The organism is Syntrophorhabdaceae bacterium (assembly GCA_028698615.1).
In the GTDB taxonomy this organism is placed as follows: Bacteria; Desulfobacterota; Syntrophorhabdia; order Syntrophorhabdales; family Syntrophorhabdaceae; genus Delta-02.
Genome location: JAQVWF010000046.1, coordinates 1 through 16977, shown reverse-complemented (window position 1 = coordinate 16977; position 16977 = coordinate 1). Strand labels below are relative to the sequence as shown.

The 16977-nt window shown below is 54.2% G+C and carries 15 protein-coding genes and 2 tRNA genes; 3 read left to right on the top strand and 14 right to left on the bottom strand.

Annotated features, from left to right (window positions below; translation table 11 throughout):
- Nucleotides 1–76, bottom strand: a tRNA-Pro gene (locus PHC90_11980).
- A 94-nt stretch (nt 77–170) separates the two neighbouring features.
- Here PHC90_11980 and PHC90_11975 point away from each other — a divergent pair.
- The 3 genes from PHC90_11975 to PHC90_11965 all read left to right on the top strand — a co-directional run bounded on the left by PHC90_11975 (nt 171) and on the right by PHC90_11965 (nt 3453).
- Entirely contained in the window at nt 171–1604 is a 1434-nt protein-coding gene (locus tag PHC90_11975) for a pyruvate carboxylase subunit B (protein ID MDD3847062.1), read from the top strand.
- Nucleotides 1605–1670: 66 nt separating this feature from the next.
- Nucleotides 1671–2633: a hypothetical protein gene (locus PHC90_11970; protein ID MDD3847061.1), complete on the top strand. Its 963-nt coding sequence runs from the start codon at nt 1671–1673 to the stop codon at nt 2631–2633.
- Between the two features lie 7 nt (nt 2634–2640).
- Complete coding sequence (locus tag PHC90_11965) at nt 2641–3453, top strand: site-2 protease family protein (GenBank protein ID MDD3847060.1); 813 nt, start codon at nt 2641–2643, stop codon at nt 3451–3453.
- 115 nt (nt 3454–3568) lie between these two features.
- Here PHC90_11965 and PHC90_11960 read toward each other — a convergent pair whose 3' ends face one another.
- The 13 genes from PHC90_11960 to clpB all read right to left on the bottom strand — a co-directional run bounded on the left by PHC90_11960 (nt 3569) and on the right by clpB (nt 16646).
- Nucleotides 3569–4189, bottom strand: a complete 621-nt coding sequence (locus PHC90_11960) for a hypothetical protein (protein MDD3847059.1) — start codon at nt 4187–4189, stop codon at nt 3569–3571.
- On the bottom strand, nt 4186–4512 hold the full coding sequence (locus PHC90_11955; GenBank protein MDD3847058.1) for a MerR family transcriptional regulator: 327 nt from the start codon (nt 4510–4512) through the stop codon (nt 4186–4188). The genes PHC90_11960 and PHC90_11955 overlap by 4 nt, the downstream gene beginning before the upstream one ends.
- Nucleotides 4509–4799 (bottom strand): integration host factor subunit alpha, encoded by a 291-nt coding sequence (locus tag PHC90_11950; protein MDD3847057.1) that lies wholly within the window; start codon nt 4797–4799, stop codon nt 4509–4511. Before PHC90_11950 ends, PHC90_11955 begins: the two co-directional genes overlap by 4 nt.
- 9 nt (nt 4800–4808) lie before the next feature.
- Complete coding sequence (gene pheT / locus PHC90_11945) at nt 4809–7187, bottom strand: phenylalanine--tRNA ligase subunit beta (GenBank protein ID MDD3847056.1); 2379 nt, start codon at nt 7185–7187, stop codon at nt 4809–4811.
- An 11-nt stretch (nt 7188–7198) separates the two neighbouring features.
- Nucleotides 7199–8209 (bottom strand): phenylalanine--tRNA ligase subunit alpha, encoded by a 1011-nt coding sequence (gene pheS, locus PHC90_11940; protein ID MDD3847055.1) that lies wholly within the window; start codon nt 8207–8209, stop codon nt 7199–7201.
- Nucleotides 8210–8217: 8 nt separating this feature from the next.
- Nucleotides 8218–8577: a 50S ribosomal protein L20 gene (gene rplT / locus PHC90_11935; protein ID MDD3847054.1), complete on the bottom strand. Its 360-nt coding sequence runs from the start codon at nt 8575–8577 to the stop codon at nt 8218–8220.
- A 25-nt stretch (nt 8578–8602) separates the two neighbouring features.
- A complete protein-coding gene (rpmI, locus tag PHC90_11930) occupies nt 8603–8800 on the bottom strand; it encodes a 50S ribosomal protein L35 (protein ID MDD3847053.1) in 198 nt (65 codons plus the stop codon).
- Nucleotides 8801–8816: 16 nt separating this feature from the next.
- Complete coding sequence (gene infC, locus PHC90_11925; protein MDD3847052.1) at nt 8817–9344, bottom strand: translation initiation factor IF-3; 528 nt, start codon at nt 9342–9344, stop codon at nt 8817–8819.
- Complete coding sequence (gene thrS / locus PHC90_11920; protein MDD3847051.1) at nt 9341–11056, bottom strand: threonine--tRNA ligase; 1716 nt, start codon at nt 11054–11056, stop codon at nt 9341–9343. The genes infC and thrS overlap by 4 nt, the downstream gene beginning before the upstream one ends.
- Nucleotides 11057–11422: 366 nt before the next feature.
- The gene (locus PHC90_11915) at nt 11423–12748 is read right to left on the bottom strand and encodes a hypothetical protein (GenBank protein ID MDD3847050.1); all 1326 of its coding nucleotides are present in this window, start codon (nt 12746–12748) and stop codon (nt 11423–11425) included.
- A gap of 98 nt (nt 12749–12846) precedes the next feature.
- The gene (locus tag PHC90_11910; GenBank protein ID MDD3847049.1) at nt 12847–13785 is read right to left on the bottom strand and encodes a thaumatin family protein; all 939 of its coding nucleotides are present in this window, start codon (nt 13783–13785) and stop codon (nt 12847–12849) included.
- 99 nt (nt 13786–13884) lie between these two features.
- Nucleotides 13885–13959, bottom strand: a tRNA-Val gene (locus tag PHC90_11905).
- 104 nt (nt 13960–14063) lie between these two features.
- A complete protein-coding gene (gene clpB, locus PHC90_11900) occupies nt 14064–16646 on the bottom strand; it encodes an ATP-dependent chaperone ClpB (protein MDD3847048.1) in 2583 nt (860 codons plus the stop codon).
- Nucleotides 16647–16977 lie beyond the last annotated feature (331 nt).

Here is a 16977-nt window from a genome sequence, read left to right as displayed (position 1 = left end):
TCGGGATGACTGGATTTGAACCAGCGGCCTCTTGCTCCCGAAGCAAGCGCTCTACACCATGCTGAGCTACATCCCGTAGGCATTAAAATACCAGACTTGCCGGAAAATATCCATTGATTTTTCAAGGTTGTCATGATACTAATCAAACTTTATCAGGGGGGTTTGAAGCTATGGACAGGAAGCCGGTGAAGGTCACGGACCTCACATTGAGGGACGGTCATCAGTCTCTTTTTGCCACCAGGATGAGAACGGAAGATATGCTGCCCATTGCCGAAAAAATGGATTCCGTTGGTTTCCATTCGATGGAGGTCTGGGGCGGGGCGACCTTTGACGTGATGACCCGTTTTCTTGACGAAGACCCGTGGGAGAGGGTGAGGCTTCTCAAGGAGAAGATGCCCAATACGAAGCTCCAGATGCTCCTTCGGGGGCAGAACCTCGTGGGGTACAGGAATTATGCCGACGATGTAGTTGAGGCCTTCATCGGAAAGTGCTGTGACGTGGGGATAGACATATTCCGTGTCTTCGATGCGCTCAACGACGAACGCAATTTCATTGCCCCATTCAGGGCGATCAAGAGCCGCGGCAGGCACATCCAGGGGTCCATATCATATTCTTTGACGGAGGAAAGGCTTGGAGGCCCCATATTCAATATCGAATACTTTGTCGATAAGGCCAGGAAGATCGAGGATATGGGGGCCGATTCGCTGTGTATCAAGGACATGGCCGGGATCATCTCGCCCTACGATGCGTACGACCTCGTAGCGCGGCTGAAGGAGAGCATTTCGATCCCCGTCCACCTGCACACGCACTATACCAGCGGAATGGCCTCGATGTCGCTTCTCAAGGCAATAGAAGCCGGCGCCGACGGCATAGACACCTGCCTTGCGCCATTTGCCCTGCGTTCCTCCCATTCAGCCTCGGAGCCTTTTGTTGTCGCGTTGAAGGGAACCCCCCACGATCCCGGGCTGGACCTGGAGAAGATGTCCGAGATAGACCGTTACCTTGAAGAGATCATCCCCGAAAAGCTTCTGTCCTTTTCCGACCGCACGCGCTTCGCTGTTATAGATATTGGGGTGATCATGCACCAGATCCCGGGCGGCATGATATCGAACCTCATGAGCCAGTTGAGCCAGGCAAAGGCCCTCGGGAGGCTTCTGGAGGTCTACCATGAGATACCGAGGACGAGAGAGGACATGGGCTTTCCTCCGCTGGTTACGCCGACAAGCCAGATCGTCGGCGTTCAGGCTGTCTTCAACGTTATCGCGGGCCGTTACAAAATGATCTCCAATGAGGTGAAGGACTATTTCTACGGCCTTTACGGCAGACCGCCTGCCCCGGTGAACGAAGAGGTGAAGGCAAAGGCGCTGAAGGGCTATCCCCGCGGGGCGGTGTCCATCGACGTGCGCCCTGGCGATATCCTGGAGCCCGAACTTCCCGCGGCTATCGAGGCCGTTAAGGGCCTGTCGAAAGACATGGGCGACATCCTCATCTATGCACTCTATCCCATGACAGGCCTTGAGTTTTTGAAGAAGAAGCATGAAAGACAAGGGAAGGGGCACGGGGTTCAGGATGCAGGTCCCGGGGTTTCGTCGGACAGTCCATGATCCATCGTTCCGGTGTTCCTCCTCTTCTTGTTGAAAACCTTCTCCCCTGATGTTATCCTACCTCTCATGAAAGAACTGCTTGTAGCCGTCGGGTCAAAGGAGAACATTATTGAAGATATTCACCTTCTTTCGCGCCGCTACCACGAGCACCCCGGGCTTGTCATCGCCCAGGGGAAGGACATGAGGCAGGTCGTCATAGAGAGTGCATCCAACCTTTTTCTTGCCGACAACATGGTGATCGCCATCGTAGATCCGTCACTGGCGGATGCTGCGGCATTAAGGACCCATCTGGATGCTTTGAAGGATAGAGCCGGAGTCATTGTCTATCTCACGACGGAAGCGAAGGATGTGCGTGAGGCCCTGGGAGGACAAGAAGTCGTTCTTGAAAAGGACAGGGACAAGAGGATCAAGGAAAGGGTCCGCACTGCCCTCAAACGCAATGGCAAGAAAATGACCGACAAGGCGTTTGCCCTTTTGACATCGAGGATAAGGGATGAATCCATACTGGACCAGGAAGTCTTGAAGCTGATAGGATATGTGGGTGACAAGACAACCATCGATTCGCGGGACATCAACGCCGTCGTCACCGAGACGCATGAGGAGAGCCTCATGGCCCTTTTTGATGCCTTCTCACGGATGGACAAGAAGGATATCCTCGATATCTTCGAGACCCTCGTGGAGAACGGTCAGCACATTCTTGCGATACACAGCTATCTGGTGAACCAGATGCGTCTTCTGATGCAGGCAAAGGACCTCGAACCTTTTGTTGCTGATGCACGCGCGTATCCGGCCTTTGCCGCCGTATTCAAGCGGTGGAAGGAGAGAACGGGCGTCGAGACATCAGGTAAAAAGCGTTACCTGCCCTTTCAGCATCCCTATTACGCCTTTAAACTCTCTGGTACATCACGAAAGATCTCCCGAGGGAGTCTTGTCGAGTTTTATGAATTCCTGAGCTCTCTTGACGTGAAGATCAAGACGGGGACAAAACATGACCGCACGCTCATGGAGTACGGGCTTCTGAAGGTCTAGACCTCCGATGGTCTTTCTGCACATCCTCCTTTTCCTGATGACAATAGCATCGACGATACTCGTCGGCGGCTTTCTGTACAGTTTTGCCATTATGACAATCCTCCTGTGCCACGAGCTTGGTCATTATTTTATGAGCAGGCATTACGGCATTCCAAGCACGCTTCCCTATTTCATACCCTTGCCCCTGCCCCCCTTTGGGACCTTCGGTGCCCTGATAAAGATGAAAGGGGTGATCATCAACAGGAACGCGCTCTTCGATGTGGGCGTCGCCGGTCCTCTCTGCGGTTTCGTGGTGGCCCTGCCTTTCATCGTCGCCGGCATAAAGATGTCGACCGTGATGCCTGTTGCCGGGATACCGGGCGCGAGTTACATGCAGCTCGGAGACCCCCTTCTGTTCAGGGTGCTCCAGTCGTTGCTTGTCGGCGATATCCCAGAGGGGCACGACCTCGTTCTGCATCCTTTCGCATATGCCGGCTGGGTAGGGCTTTTCATTACATCCCTCAATCTTTTGCCCGTTGGGCAGCTTGACGGAGGCCACGTGATATATGCCATCTTCGGTGAAAAGAGCAGGTGGGTCTACCGGGCTGTCATCCTGGGCCTGGGTGTGCTGGCGGCCCTTGCGAATATCGGATGGCTTACTCTTGTCATTCTCCTTATCATCTTTGGCATGCGCCACCCCAGGCCTTTTGACGATGAAACCAGGCTTGATGGAGCAAGAAAGAAGATCGCGCTCATCGTTCTGGCTGTTTTCATCCTTTCCTTTATTCCATCACCTTTCCCCGAAATGAATATTGTCAACATAATCGAGAAAGGATTCTAAGAACCAAACTGGGCCCAACATTAGTCTTTGTCCCGTATGCCCGCAGGTCCCTGTGCCCGTCCGGGCAAAAAAAAGCCGCAGGGCAACCTGCGGCTTTGTTCGTTCCAGTCTTCTCCTAAAAAACAGGCCGTATGCTCCTTGCCGGTTGCAGATCGGTGCATGCCATGACCTCGGACTGGTCGATGGCCTCGGCAAGACTCATCTTGCCCTGGAGATATGCCTGTGCGGCGCTTTCGGGGAAGAAGATGTATACATATTCGATATGGCCCCCGTATGTGTCGCACTGGGAATGGTCTCTGACTGCCCAGTAGATGCCGAATGCAAGGCCTTCGATGTCATCGCCGTCGAGGTCGCTGCTCTTGACCGTCTTTATGTGTTTTGGCACGAAATCCCGGATCACCCTGGCGATACGTTCATCGGGTTTCGTCGTGTTAACGTCGAAGGAAGCCTCTTTCGGTCTTACATAAACCATGAGATAATGCAGTTTTTGGCTGTCGAAGTCCTCAAGGGTGGTAACACCGATGCCTTCCTGATAGATGCCCACGTTATGCGAGCTGTACCGGGCATAGATATCCTTGAACAGGGCGGCGTTCTTGTCAAAAACGGCCTGTACGTGCTTTTCGTTATAAGCCCTTTTGACGCTGTCCGTTTCGTCTTTGGCGACATAGGTCGGGCCGGGTGTGCATGAGCACAGAGAAAAAGCCAGAAGCGCTGTGATGATGATTATGTTTCTCATTTCCTTTCTTTCTCCTCTTGTTTTAGCATTGCCACAAGCTCAGTAAGTTCTTCCCGAATTTCATTCAGTACACGTTTGTGATTTGCGAGATATTGTTTTGCACCGTCGATGGTAAATCTTTTCTCGTGAAGCAGTTTCTTAATGGTGAAGATGATCTCGAGATCTTTCTTTTTGTATAGCCTCTGTCCGGTAGGACTCTTGACGGGCTTGATGTCCTTGAATTCCTGTTCCCAGTAGCGAAGGACGTGAGGCTTCAGCCCTGTTAATGTGCAGACTTCCTTGATACGGTAAAAGACCCTGTCGGGTATTTCTCTTCCGTTCATTCCTGCCTTCTGCTGTCGTTGATTTCGTCCTTCAGCACCTGGCTCAGCCTGAAGCTCAGCACCTTGCGCTCCGTTATTTTGATCTCTTCACCGGTCTGCGGGTTCCGTCCGCGGCGAGCCTTCTTTTTTCTGACGAAGAAGTTGCCGAAACCCGAAATCTTTACGTTCTCATCTGTAGCGAGAGTGTCTTTTATGATCTCGAAAAACCGATCCACGATATGCGCGCACTCCCGTTTAGAGAATCCGAGCTTTTCGTAAAGATCGGTTACAATATCAATTTTCGTCATACCTCCTCCTTATGCCCTTAACGAAATTCCGTCAATATTGGTCAGCTTGCCGATGATTGTTTCCTGCAAGGCATTGACACGTTCATCAGTAAGAGTATCCTCATATGATTGGAATACCACTCGAATCGATACACTCCGCATCTCCTTCCGGAACATATCAAATATCCCCACGGAAACGATAAGGGGTGAGATGTCCTTGATCTTCTCAACAAGCGTAGCTATTGGCACCCTGTCATCCACGAAGAACGAAAAATCCCTTGTTACCTGTGGATAACGGGGTATCGGCTTGTACTGAAGTGTCAAGTTCCCTTTTTCTAAGATTATATCAAATCGTAACTCAGCGCAATAAATAGTTTGTTCGATCTCGTAGAGCCTGAGAATATCGTCTCCGATAGCTCCGGCCCACCCCGCCTTGACGCCGTCGATCATGATGTCGGCGCTGCGGCCGCGATCCAGAAAAGGCTCTGTGGTTGGAGCGGTCTGGAAGCTCACCCCAAGCCTCTCCATCAAGCCTTCTATTACGCCTTTGATGTCGAAAAAGTCATAATCGGTGTACTGTTCCTTCCACGAATACTCCTTCTGCCTGCCCGTTATGGCGAAACAGATGGCGGTGTGCTCTCGGATCCGCTCGTCTTCCTGAAAGAAGACCTTGCCCTTCTCGAAGAACCTGAGATTCTTTGTGCCCCTGTTGAGGTTGTAGGCCATGCACCTGAGAACGGAGGGCGTCATCATGGTCCTCATGACCCCCCAATCCCGGGAAATGGGGTTCATGATGGATACGTACCTGCTGCGCTCGTCGTCCTCGCGGATGAGGAAGTTCTCGATGTCCTTTGTGGAGAAGAAGGAGAAATTGATGATCTCGTAGAAACCCGTCCCCTGAGAATACTCCTTCAGCATCTTCACAAAGAGTTCCTTCCGGGTGATCATCTGGGGTTTGAGGACCGCCACGGGACTCGTGTCAGGGATGTGCTCGAATCCATGGACCCGTGATATCTCTTCGATGACATCGGCCGCTTCGCTGATGTCGTGCCTGAAGTTGGGCACGGATATGATGAAGCCGTTCTCATTCTCTTTCATGATGTGCAGGTCGATGGACCTCAACGCCCGCGTGATGGCGTCCCGGCTGATATGGGTTCCCAGGAGACCGTTGGTGTTGCTGTACGTGATATAGATCGTCCGAGGCTCGATCTTTTCAAAGATCTCCCGCCGGCCTTTCACCACGGTGCCGCCCGCCAGTTCATGCATGAGGTACATTGCCCTCTCAGCCGCATATCCGACGTTGTCGATATCGATACCCTTTTCAAACCTGAGGGATGCCTCGGACCTGATCCCCAGCCTTCTGGCCGTTGCCCGGATGGAAAAAGGATTGAAGTAGGCGCTCTCGAGGGCCATATTGCGTGTTGTGCCCGTGATCTCGGAGTTCTCGCCGCCCATAATACCGGCTATAGCCACGGGCCCCGATCCGTCACAGATGAGTATGTCGCCTGCTTCCACAGGCCGGTCGACGCTGTCCAGGGTACGGAAGGAGGATGGTCCATCGGCGACCTTCACCTCGATCCTCGACTCGGTAAGACGTTCATGGTCGAAGGCGTGGAGCGGCTGGCCCAGTTCGAGCATGACATAGTTGGTGACGTCGACTATGTTGTTAATGGGCCTCATACCGCATCGGGTGATCCTTCGCCTCATCCAGAAGGGGGAGGGTGCGATGGTTATTCCCTTAATGAGTTTGAGAACATAGCGGGGACATGCTGTGGTGTCGCCTATGCGCAGGGCGATCTCGTCTTCCACACTGCTGTCCGTGCCCGCCTCGAGTTCAAAGTTGGGGAGCTTCGCCTTTTGCCGCAATATGCTGGCCACTTCCCTTGCTATGCCGAGAACACTCAGACAATCGCCGCGGTTCGGCGGGACGCTTATGTCCAGTATGGTGTCGCAGGAAATGGGGAGATCGGCAAGGATGCTTCCGGGGCTGATATCATCAGGCAGGATGAAGATGCCGCCATGGTCATCGGAAAGGCCCAGTTCCTTTTCGGAACAGAGCATCCCCAGGGATTCGATTCCGCGCACCTTTCGCTTGCCAACAACAAGATCCTTGTCCAGAGCGGCGCCTACGGTAGCGAGCGGAACCCTGTCATTAACGGAAATGTTCGGTGCGCCGCATACCACTATCAGCTCTTCCGTGCCCGTGTTGACGGAGCAGACGGAAAGGTTATCGGCGTTGGGATGGTCATCGATCCTGGTGATGGTTGCCGCCACGACCCCGGTAAAGCGGGGCGTGAGCCTTTCGACGCCTTCCACTTCCAGCCCCCGCATGGTAAGGCGTTTCGCGAGCTCCTCGGGTTCTATATCAATGACAACGAATTCGTTCAGCCACTCGATGGGTACTCTCAATTAATCTCACCTCAGAACTGCGAAAGAAACCTGATGTCGTTATAGTAAAACTGACGAATGTCGTCGATGCCGTACCTGATCATGGCGATGCGCTCAACACCCATGCCGAAGGCAAAACCGGTGATCTCTTCCTGATCATATCCGACATTACGGAAGACCTGGGGATGTACCATTCCGGAACCGAGAATCTCCAGCCAGCCCGTGTCCTTGCAGACCCTGCAGCCCGCACCGCGGCATATCACGCAGCCGATGTCGACCTCAGCCGAAGGCTCGGTAAAGGGAAAATAGCTGGGACGGAACCTTAAGGGGATGTCGGGGCCGAACATCTCGTGGATGAATATGCTGAGAATCCCTTTCAGGTCCGAGAAACGCACATTCTTGTCGACCATCAGCCCTTCGACCTGGTGGAACATAGGCGTGTGGGAGATGTCGTTGTCGCAGCGGTAGACCGACCCCGGCGCGATGATCTTCACGGGCGGGAGCTGCGTCTCCATGGTTCGTATTTGCACCGGAGAGGTATGGGTTCTCAAGACGACGCCGGGCCGTATATAGAAAGTATCCTGCATGTCCCTCGCGGGATGGTCCGACGGGATGTTGAGGGCCTCGAAATTATAATATTCCGCCTCTATGTCGGGGCCTTCCGCAACCGCGAAACCGAGGGAGCCGAAGATCCTTATGATCTCTTCCAGCGTCAGGGTGATGGGATGCTTCTTACCGAAAAGCGGGGTTGTGCCCGGCATGGTGATATCGATGAGCGAGGCCTGCTCCCTCTTGTGCTTCTCTATTTCTTCAAAGTGCTTCTCGAGTTCGCTGACCTTCAGGTCCGCCCACGATTTGATCTCGTTGATCGCCTTGCCTGCGTCGCGTCGCTGGTCTTTGTCGAGGGTCTTGAGTTTGTCGATATGGTCGGCAAAGACCCCCTTCCTGCCGAGAAGCGACACCTTGACCCGCTTGAGATCCTCAATGTTCCCAATACGGGATATTTCACTTTCGATCTTTTCTCTCAGTCCGCTTATGTCCAATCGTCACCCTATTGCGTGACCACTGCCTTGACCTTCGCCACGACTTGCTCAAATCCCGCAGGATCGTTGACGGCCATGTCGGCGAGTGATTTCCGGTTAAGGGCGATGTTGGCGACCTTCAACCCGTTGATGAAGCGGTTGTACGGTATGCCATAGGAACGGCAGGCTGCATTGATGCGAACAATCCAGAGGGACCTGAAATCCCGTTTGCGCTCTTTTCGCCCGATGTATGCGTATTTGAGGGCCTTGAAGACGCTTCTTTTCGCGACGCTGTACACGTTTTTCCTGCGCTGCGTCATGCCTCTCGCAAGCTTGAATATCTTCTTTCTTCTTTGTCTCGCCTTGAATCCTCGTTTTGCCCTTGGCATGGTACTGTACCTCTCTCTACCTTTTCTATAAATAGGGTATTAATGACTTGATTCTCTTTGCATCGGCGGGATGGATCGTGTCCGCCTTTGAAAGCCGTCTCTTCATCTTCGGTGTTTTCGAAGAAAGAAGGTGACTGTGAAAGGCCTTGCCGCGCTTGATCTTACCGCCGGCCGTTACTTTCACGCGCTTCGCCAGCCCCCGATGGGTCTTTATCTTCGGCATTTGAACCTCCTTGGTATTACAGGGGGGCAAAAATCATTACAATATTTCTGCCGTCAAATCTGGATTTCTGTTCCAATTCCCCTACGTCTTTCAGTGATTCGATCACTTTTTGTGCCAGCTTTTCACCCATGTCGATGTGGAGTATCTCCCTTCCTCTGAACATGATGATGATTTTCAACTTATGGCCCTCTTCCAGAAAGTCTCTCAGATGCTTCATCTTGAACTGGAAGTCGTGTTCCTCGATCTTGAGTCCCAGCTTCATCTCCTTGATCTGGATCACGCTCTGTTTCTTGTTTGCTTCCTGGGCCTTTTTTGCCAGCTGATACTTGTACTTGCCGTAATCCATGATCTTGCAGACCGGCGGTGCGGATTTTCCCGACACCTCCACAAGATCAAGCTCACGTTCTTTGGCCATTCTTAAGGCATCTATGGTTGGAACGATGCCTAGCTGTTCCCCGTTTTCGTCTATGAGTCGTACCTCGCGAACCCGGATCTTTTCGTTGACACTGATGTCCTTGAAGTCTTTTCCCGCTATGAGGCTCACCTCCTGGTTATATTTTCATCCTTTACCCGGCCAACAAAATCCTCAAGCCCGATATCTTTTAGCTCACCGCCGTCGCGAACCCGGACGGTGAGAGTATTACTCTCCATTTCCTTCTTGCCCGCAATGACCATATAGGGGATTTTCTTTACCACACTTTCGCGGATTTTTAAACTTAGTTTTTCGTTCCTCAGGTCCTTTTCAACCCGGACACCCTCGCGGGCGAGCGTATCCGCTATATTTTTCACGTAGGGGGCCTGCTCGTCGGTGATGCTCATGACTACGACCTGGACAGGAGCGAGCCACACCGGGAACTTGCCTCCGTAGTGCTCTATGAGAACACCCATGAACCTCTCCAGGGCGCCGAGGATGACCCGGTGGAGCATGACGGGCCGCTTCCTGAGGCCGTCGGAATCGGTATAATGGAGGTCGAAACGTTCGGGAAGGGCAAAATCGCACTGGATCGTGGCACACTGCCACTTTCTTCCCAGGGCGTCCTTGAGCTTAATGTCGATCTTGGGACCGTAGAAGGCACCATCACCCTCGTTGAGGTCGTAGGGCAGGCCCTCGCTGTCGAGGACTTCCTTGAGCGCCCCTTCGGCCCTTTCCCAATCCTCATCGCTGCCGATTGATTTGGACGGCCTGGTACTGATCTCCATCTCGAACTGAAAACCGAAGATGGCCATGACATCCTGCACGAACCGGATGATCGCCAGGATCTCCTCGTGGAGCTGGTCGGGGCGAAGGAAGATATGGGCATCGTCCTGGGTGAATTCCCTGACCCTCATAAGCCCGTGAAGGACACCTGATTTTTCATGACGGCAGACAGTACCGAGTTCAAAATATCTGAGCGGCAGCTCACGATAGCTTCGTACCTGCGATTTATAGACCATGATATGGGAGAGGCAATTCATGGGCTTGATGCCGTATTCCACCTCATCGACTTTTGTGAAGTACATGTTTTCACGGTAGTTCTCGAAATGGCCGGACTTTTTCCACATGTCGAGTTTCAGAATGTGGGGTCCGACGACGAACTGGTAGCCTCTCTTGAGGTGCTCCCTGCGTTCGAAATCCTCGAGGAACCAGCGAAGAAGGGCGCCCTTGGGGTGATAGATGACGAGTCCCGCTCCGACCTCGTCGGATATGCTGAAAAGGTCAAGATCCTTCCCTATCCTTCTGTGATCCCGTTTTTTGACCTCTTCGAGGAAATTCAGGTGCTCCTTGAGTGCTTTCCGGTCGGCGAAGGCGGTGCCGTAGATGCGGGTCAGCATCTTGTTATGCTCGTCGCCCCGCCAGTATGCGCCTGCAAGGCTCAAGAGCTTGAAGGCCTTGATCCTGCCGGTGGACTCAAGATGAGGTCCCCGGCAGAGGTCGGTGAAGGGACCCTGAGTATATATGCTGACCTCGTCGTCTGCGATTGCTTCGAGAAGCTCCACCTTGTATGGCTCGCCCATTTCAGAGAACATGGCTATGGCATCCTGCCGCTTGATGATCTTGCGCTCAATAGGGATGTTCATGGCCGCGATCTCGTGCATGCGGTTTTCTATCTTTGCGAGATCCTCGTCCGTGAAGCCCGGCTCGTAGTCGAAATCATAATAGAATCCTGTTTCTATGGAAGGGCCGATGGCAACTCTGACCCCGGGATACAGATCCCTGACCGCCTGTGCCATAAGGTGAGACGCGCTGTGACGTATTATGTCGAGGTTTTCGTCCATTTTGCTATCCTTTGGTTATCCTCTTCCTTTTACACCAGACCTGAGCAACATTGTCTGAACAGAAAGATATTATTACCATTTTTGTGTTTCTCTTGTCAATTCTTATAGTTAAAAATGATGAGGAAAAATGATGAGACAGGAGACTTGGGACAACAGGGCGGAGGCATGGGCAGGGGAAAGGGATCAGGGGACAGAAGCGGATCGGTGAGGGGAAAGCCTTTAAATAGGTGCAATGCGAGCTATGTTAAACATTAAAGATCTATTTAGTAGATAAAAAGTGCCGCAGATAAACCAAACAGCGCTGGCACCCCCCCCGCCTTTCGCACCCTTCAGGCTACCCTCGTGAAACCTGAAATCGCCTTGTTCCTATTGGGCGTCTTTCAGGCTGCCCTTTCTCTTGTAGAGTTCTTCAAGAGGATTGATGTGCTCGCTGTCGATCGTCAGGTCCTTGACCTGCATCGGAATGAGCCTGACGGCGAGGGTGAGGATGGCGACGTTGCGCACCATCCGTTTCCCGTCGCGGGAGAAAAGGTACTTGATGATAGGGATCTTTGACAGAAAAGGAAAGCCGACCTGTTCCCTGTACTCGGCGTCGTTCACGAAGGTGCCTACGACGTATCGCGCGTTGTTCGCCTTGAGGACCCTGGTGGTGGCGAATGTCTTCGTCGTATACTCCGGCGCCGTTGTCGTCGCATTGTAGGTGTGATTTGCCGTCACGACGCTGATCTTAACGAGCACGTCGACGCGGACCTGGCTTTCCTGGGGCTTCTCTTTCCTGTAATCGATCATGGTGGGAATGACATCCACGCTGGTCTCGAGCTGCTGATAGGATGTCATGACGTTGTTGTTGAAGTCGGTGCTGAAGATGGGAACCTGCTGGATGTTGGTCAGGAGGGCCTTGGTGCCGTTGCGGGTGTAGACCTCGCTGGAGACGAGTACCTTGCTCCTGTCAAGGGCCTGGTTGAGCTGGGCGATCTTCGCGAAAGAGACGGAGTTGAGGTCCGCAGAGCCCGAGACCGAGTACTGGGACGGCTGGGACGACTGAAGGAGCATCCCGGCAGAGGTCGAGATCGTCGCCCCTATGATGTCCGGGCTCAGGGTAAGCCCTATGTTCATCGCGTCGTCGTCGCTCAGCTCGCGGAGACTGGCGGATATGACGATCATGTGCGACTGGGTCTGATCGGGTATGAATCGCTTCAAGAGGAGCAGCTTCTGATGCAGTTCCTCCTTTTCTCCCATGAGAATGAGCATGGGAGTGAAGCCGGCGGCGGAATAGACGATGCCCCGGACCTTGCCGAGGGCACCCGTCTGTTCAAGCTGCGAGATGAGATTGCGCATTGCCTCCGCGCTCTCCCTGTCGAAAAGTATGGTGGCAACGGTACCGTCGGGGCTGAGCCTGAAATCGAGGGGACTCGCCTCCGGCCGCAGTGGCGGCTCGGACGTGCCGGTGCCGGCTGTGCCAGCCTCTCCGCCACTCCCTATGCTTAGGGACGGTCTTGCAGGGTCCGGTGTCGTTCCTGCCTCACCGGACGTCTGTGACGGCGCTGCGGCCGCGCCCGTGCCGGAAGACTGCGGGAGAGGAATTATGGTGGGCGGCATCATCGGCCCTGCCTGGGCGCTTGCCTGGCAGAGTGCCTGTGAAATCAGCAGGAACCCTGCAAGGATCATGAAAAATGGGCGGTTTGTTCCCACGTGATATTCCCCGATTAAGATCAGGAAGCCGGTATCAAGGCGTCGATCTCGGCTTCCTGGTGATCATGCAATGCCAAAAAGAAAAAGCACCTGTTTCCCTATGGACAGAAAGTGACCTCATATGCGGTGGCTACGCATGAAAAGGTGCTGTTGTTGTCATCCTGCGGCCATGCGTATGCGTCGGGACATTTCCTCTTGAAGAAGTCCGAATAGGTCGTGGACTTGCAGTTGCCGGCATCGGAGCGGTTCACGGGGCCGAAATAGCTTCCCGTGCAGCAGTACTTCGAATTGGCCATTCTGTCCGCATGACCCGCGTCAAAGGCCTGGCAGGCACTGGTGCAGCCCACGAGGGTGCCTTTCGCGTCGCGGACCTTCAGGTCGTTGAGACAGTGGGTTTCGTCCTTCACACTGTTTTCCTGCGCAAAGTTAAAGGTACATGCCGATGCGCCGCAGCCATATTTGTCGGACCGGGGGTTTCTGATGATGGCGGTCGGTTTTATCCGTATCGGAAGGTTGAAGCCATCGACAAGACTCAGGTCATAGAAATCGTTGCCATTCTGGTCGAAACGGAATTCTGCGAGAGCCTTGGGAGGGGTTCCGCCGACGCCGGACTTGCAGTGCAGCTGGTCGCCGCATCCACCGGTTTCGCAGAGCCCGACGGTGCTGTTCTTGAAATCGCAGCCGGTGCGGGGATAAAAATTGCCGCTCCAAACCATGTTGTTGCCGCATCCCTTTTCGAGATTGACGGTGATGGTCTGACGGCCGCCCTGCTTGGCCAGCTTTTCGCCGCCGTTGCCGGGCATGGCGAAGAAGCCGCTTCCACAATCCTTGCCTTTGTCGCTCGTTATGACCGCCCACCAGACGTCCACCTTGCAGTTGTTAACGAATGTTACGTTCCGTGTGTTCCCCGCCGTCTGTTTGACCATCTTTGGGGCACCGCGAGGTCCGGTGCGCTGAGCGTAAAGCGGGACCGTAAGGAGCGTCAAAAAAGCGACGACAAAAATAGTTGACAGCACGAACCCCTTCCTGGACACCATAAGAACCTTCCTCCTTAGAGTTGTGCTAGAAATAAGCGGAATGATGTTTGCGGGCATTCACACCAACTATTGATAATGAGATGTGAGAAGACAGAAAAATGGTAGGCGCTAGGGGTATTGAACCCCTGACCTCTACCGCGTCAAGGTAGCGCTCTCCCACTGAGCTAAGCGCCTACAGCAATCCTTTTATATCAGCTATATGGAAAAGAAGTCAAGACAAACTTTGGGGGGGAGGGCCGAGGTTTTCGGTTCTGCAACCCCGGCCCCGTGTATGCAGCCTATTTCCTGAAGACCACGCTGCCTTTTCCGTCCACATCGACCTTTACGCTGTTTCCCTCCCCGACCTCACCCTTGAGGATCAGGAGCGCAAGAGCGTCCTGGATCTTTTTCTGGATAAGGCGCTTCAGTGGTCGTGCGCCGTAGGCCGGATCGTAGCCCTCTGTGGAGATCATTTCCCTGAGCTTGTCGGTGAAGACGAGCTCGATATTGCGTTCCAGGGCCCGTTTTGCCATGATGTCGAGCTGGAGTTTCACGATCTCTTTTATATTCTCAGCGGACAGGCTCCTGAAGATGATGATATCGTCGATGCGGTTGACGAACTCCGGTTTGAAGTGGGCCTTCACCGCCTCGCTGACGCGATCCTTCATCTCGTCGTAGTCTCTGTCTGTGAGGTCCGTTATCCACTGGCTGCCGATGTTGGATGTCATGATGATGACGGAGTTCTTGAAATCCACCGTGCGTCCCTGGCCGTCGGTGAGGCGGCCGTCATCGAGGACCTGGAGGAGTACGTTAAAGACCTCGGGGTGGGCCTTCTCCACCTCGTCGAGGAGGATGATGGAATAGGGGCGCCTGCGGACCGCCTCGGTGAGGTAGCCGCCTTCCTCGTATCCCACGTATCCCGGCGGGGCCCCGATGAGACGGGACACGGAATGCTTTTCCATGAATTCACTCATGTCGATGCGGACGATGGCCTGCTCGTCGTCGAAGAGGAATTCGGCCAGCGCCCGGGCCAGCTCGGTCTTGCCCACGCCCGTGGGGCCGAGGAAAAGAAATGACCCCAGCGGCCGGTTGGGATCCTGGAGACCTGCCCGCGCGCGCCGGATGGTGTTCGCGACGGCGCCGATGGCCTCATCCTGCCCGATGACACGCCGATGGATGTTTTCTTCCATGTGCACGAGCTTATCCATCTCTCCCTCGAGCATTTTGGAAACGGGGATGCCCGTCCACTTGGAAACGACCCGGGCTATGTCTTCCTCATCGACCTCCTCCTTGAGCATTTTCTTGCCCTTCTGGAGGGCGGCAAGGTCGTCGTTCCTCTGTTTCAATTCCTGCTCCAGAGTGGATATGGTGCCATAGCGTATCTCCGCGACCTTTCCGAAATCGCCCTTGCGCTCGAGGTCGTCCGCCTGTGTTCGTGCCTGGTCTATCTTTTCCTTTGTCTCGGAAATGCCTGTGATGAGGGCCTTTTCCTGTTCCCAGTGCCTGCGCTTCCCTTCCACTTCATTTTTCTGACCCGCAAGTTCATCCTGAAGCTTTTTGCTGCGCTCTTTTGATGCCTCGTCCTTTTCCTTCTTCAGCGCCTCTATCTCGATCTGGGACTGGGTCATTTTCCGTTCGATCTCGTCGATCTCCGTGGGGACGCTGTCTATTTCCATGCGGAGCCTCGATGAGGCCTCATCAATGAGGTCGATTGCCTTGTCCGGGAGGAACCGGTCGGTGATATAGCGGTGCGAGAGCGTTGCCGCCGCAATGAGTGCCGGGTCCTTGATGCGCACACCGTGGTGGAGTTCGTATCTTTCCTTGAGGCCGCGCAGGATGGCGATCGTCTCCTCCACGGAAGGTTCCCCGACGTAGATGGGCTGGAAACGTCTCTCGAGGGCGGCATCCTTTTCTATATATTTGCGGTATTCGTCGAGCGTTGTGGCCCCGATGCAGCGCAGTTCTCCCCGCGCCAGTGCCGGCTTGAGCATGTTGGACGCATCGACGGAGCCCTGGGCTCCGCCGGCGCCGACGATGGTGTGCAGTTCATCGATGAAGAGAATGACCGTTCCCGCCGCCTCGTCGATCTCCTTGAGGACAGCCTTCAGCCTGTCCTCGAACTCGCCGCGGTATTTCGCTCCCGCCAGCAGCGACCCCAGGTCGAGGGAAAGGACGCGCTTGTTCTTGAGTGTCTCCGGGATGTCGCCCGATATGATGCGTTGAGCGAGACCTTCCGCGATGGCCGTTTTGCCCACGCCGGGCTCGCCTATGATGACAGGGTTGTTCTTGGTCCTGCGCGAAAGGACCTGCATGACCCTGCGGACCTCCTCATCTCGGCCGATGACGGGATCAAGTTTGCCCTTGCGTGCCTCTTCCGTCAAGTCGCGGCAGTAGCGCTGGAGGGCCTGATATTTTTCCTCCGGGGCCTGGTCGGTCACGCGCTGGGTACCCCTTAAGTCCTTGAGGACGGTGTAGATGCTGTCCTTTGTTACGCCGTATATCTTCAGGGTCCCCGCCGCCGGTCCATCTTTTCCGTCGGCTATGCCGATGAGGAGATGTTCGGTGCTCACGAACTCGTCCTTGAGCCTTTCGGCCTCGGTGAACGCCGTGTCGAGGGTTTGCTTGAAGCGCGACGAGATGTAGGTCTGACTCGCGCCTTCGACACGGGGTATCTTCGCGAGTTCCCGCTCCAGATCGCGGGCGATTATGTCGTACTTAGCCCCGAGCTTATCGAGTATGGGCCGTATGATCCCGTCCTTCTGTGAGACAAGGGCAAAGAGCAGGTGTTCATTCTCGATGCTCTGCTGACCCAGCGATTCAGCCTTCTTCTGAGCCTCCTGAATGGCTTCCTGGGCCTTGATGGTCAATTTTTCCCAGTTCATGTATTCACCTCGTAGGATGATATGTCTACCCGTCCGGCCCGCATCACGGGCCGGATACTACCTTTACAGTCTGCGTCAAAAAGTGACATCCAAAAATCTTGTCTAAAATATAAGCACGATATCCACGGAATCAACGGGACGAAGACGTACATTGTTGTCGGGTCAAGCAGCTGACAAGCTGCTATGTGCCCATCAGCGGTGTGAGACCATCCCGGGCTTTTTGACATCACCCCGTCGTTGTGCTAAGAAATTACCCATGTACGTCAACTGGGAAGGGAAAGATTACGTCTTCGAGAAACCGATGCTCGTCTCCCGGCTTTTGCAGGAACTC